Genomic DNA, 2,500 nt, shown 5'->3' on the forward strand with positions numbered 1-2,500 from the left:
GGCTGACTTTCGTCGGCCGTCTTCCGGGGCGGATCAAGCCTATCGAGCGATTAGTACTGGTCGACTGCGCACATCGCTGCGCGTGCATCCCCAGCCTATCGACGTGGTGGTCTTCCACGGCTCTCAGGCGAGACCTGGTTTCGAGGGGGGCTTCCCGCTTAGATGCCTTCAGCGGTTATCCTGTCCGCACATAGCTACCCTGCACTGCCGTTGGCACGACAACAGGTCCACCAGTGGTGCGTCCACCCCGGTCCTCTCGTACTAGGGGCAGCTCCTCTCAAGTCTCGAACACCCACGGCAGATAGGGACCGAACTGTCTCACGACGTTCTAAACCCAGCTCACGTACCACTTTAATCGGCGAACAGCCGAACCCTTGGGACCTGCTCCAGCCCCAGGATGTGATGAGCCGACATCGAGGTGCCAAACGATGCCGTCGATATGGACTCTTGGGCATCATCAGCCTGTTATCCCCGGCGTACCTTTTATCCGTTGAGCGATGGCCCGTCCACGAGGGACCACCGGATCACTATGGCCGTCTTTCGACTCTGCTCGACTTGTCAGTCTCGCAGTCAGGCGGGCTTCTGCCATTGCACTCAACGAGCGATTTCCGACCGCTCTGAGCCCACCTTCGCGCGCCTCCGTTATGCTTTGGGAGGCGACCGCCCCAGTCAAACTACCCGCCACAGAAGGTCCCGGACCCTGGTTCAAGGGCCGCGGTTAGACATCAAGCGAACAAAGGGTGGTATCTCAAGGGAGGCTCCACAAGAACTGGCGTCCCTGCTTCAAAGCCTACCACCTATCCTGCACATTGCGCGCCTGATGCCAATCTGAAGCTGTAGTAAAGGTGCACGGGGTCTTTCCGTCTGACCGCGGGAACCCCGCATCTTCACGGGGAGTTCAATTTCGCTGAGTCTACGTTGGAGACAGCGGGGAAGTCGTTACGCCATTCGTGCAGGTCGGAACTTACCCGACAAGGAATTTCGCTACCTTAGGACCGTTATAGTTACGGCCGCCGTTTACCGGGGCTTCATTTCGGAGCTTGCACCCCTCCATTTAACCTTCCGGCACCGGGCAGGCGTCAGACCCTATACGTCGCCTTGCGGCTTCGCAGAGCCCTGTGTTTTTAGTAAACAGTCGCCACCCCCTGGTCTGTGCCCCTCCCCCATGGTTGCCCACGAAGGAGGCCTCCTTCTCCCGAAGTTACGGAGGCATTTTGCCGAGTTCCTTCAACGTAGTTCTCTCAAGCGCCTTGGCATGCTCTGCCAGTCCACCTGTGTCGGTTTAGGGTACGGTCTGGATGGAGGGCTCTTTCCAGGGACCGCTCAGCAGCCCCTCCAATCCGATAAGGAGGAACTACACCTGCGATCCGTCACCTTCTCCTGGCTCAGGAATATTCACCTGATTCCCATCGCCTACGCCTTTCGGCCTCGGCTTAGGGGCCGGCTCACCCTGCTCAGATTAGCTTCAAGCAGGAACCCTTGGACTTTCGGCGAGAGGGTCTCTCACCCTCTTTGTCGCTACTCATGTCAGCATTCTCACTTCCGTCCGCTCCACCGCGCCCTCACAGGGCGGCTTCGTCGCCGACCTCGCTCCGACCATCCCGGATGCACGCACCCGGCAAAGTCGGAAGAGATCCAGAACGGAACGCTCCGCTACCAGTCTTTCGACTCCAAAGCTTCGGCTCGTGGCTTGAGCCCCGTTACATCTTCGCCGCAAGACAGCTTATCTAGACCAGTGAGCTGTTACGCTTTCTTTAAATGATGGCTGCTTCTAAGCCAACATCCTGGTTGTCTTGGCCGTCTCACATGCTTTCCCACTTAGCCACGAATTAGGGGCCTTAGCTGTTGGTCAGGGTTGTTTCCCTCTCCACGACGGACGTTAGCACCCGCCGTGTGTCTCCCGCACTCTGCTCTTCGGTATTCGGAGTTTGGTTAGGCTCAGTAAGGCTGTGGGCCCCCATCACCCATCCAGTGCTCTACCCCCGAAGGCAATATGCGAGGCGCTACCTAAATAGCTTTCGCGGAGAACCAGCTATCTCCGAGTTTGATTGGCCTTTCACCCCTAGCCACAGCTCATCCCGACCTTTTTCAACAGGTGTGGGTTCGGACCTCCAGCGCGTGTTACCGCGCCTTCATCCTGGCCATGGCTAGATCACTCGGTTTCGGGTCTGATCCCACGAACTGAACGCCCTGTTCAGACTCGCTTTCGCTGCGCCTACGCCTATCGGCTTAAGCTTGCTCGTGAGACCAAGTCGCTGACCCATTATACAAAAGGTACGTGGTCACTTGCGCTCCCACTGTTTGTAGGCGTCCGGTTTCAGGGTCTGTTTCACTCCCCTCGTCGGGGTGCTTTTCACCTTTCCCTCACGGTACTGGTTCGCTATCGGTCGGCAAGGAGTACTTAGGCTTGGAGGGTGGTCCCCCCATGTTCAGACAGGATTTCACGTGTCCCGCCCTACTCTAACGGCAGCTTTATTACCTCTACGGGGCTGTCACCCAC

General features: G+C 57.9%; 1 rRNA gene (cut by a window edge). It reads right to left on the reverse strand.

Going from position 1 to position 2,500, the window contains the following annotated elements:
- Positions 1 to 29: 29 nt before the first annotated feature.
- Positions 30 to 2,500 (reverse strand): 23S ribosomal RNA (locus BM064_RS26125); it runs 355 nt beyond the window's last position.

The sequence above is a fragment of the Albimonas pacifica genome (assembly GCF_900113695.1).
Classification (GTDB): domain Bacteria; phylum Pseudomonadota; class Alphaproteobacteria; order Rhodobacterales; family Rhodobacteraceae; genus Albimonas; species Albimonas pacifica.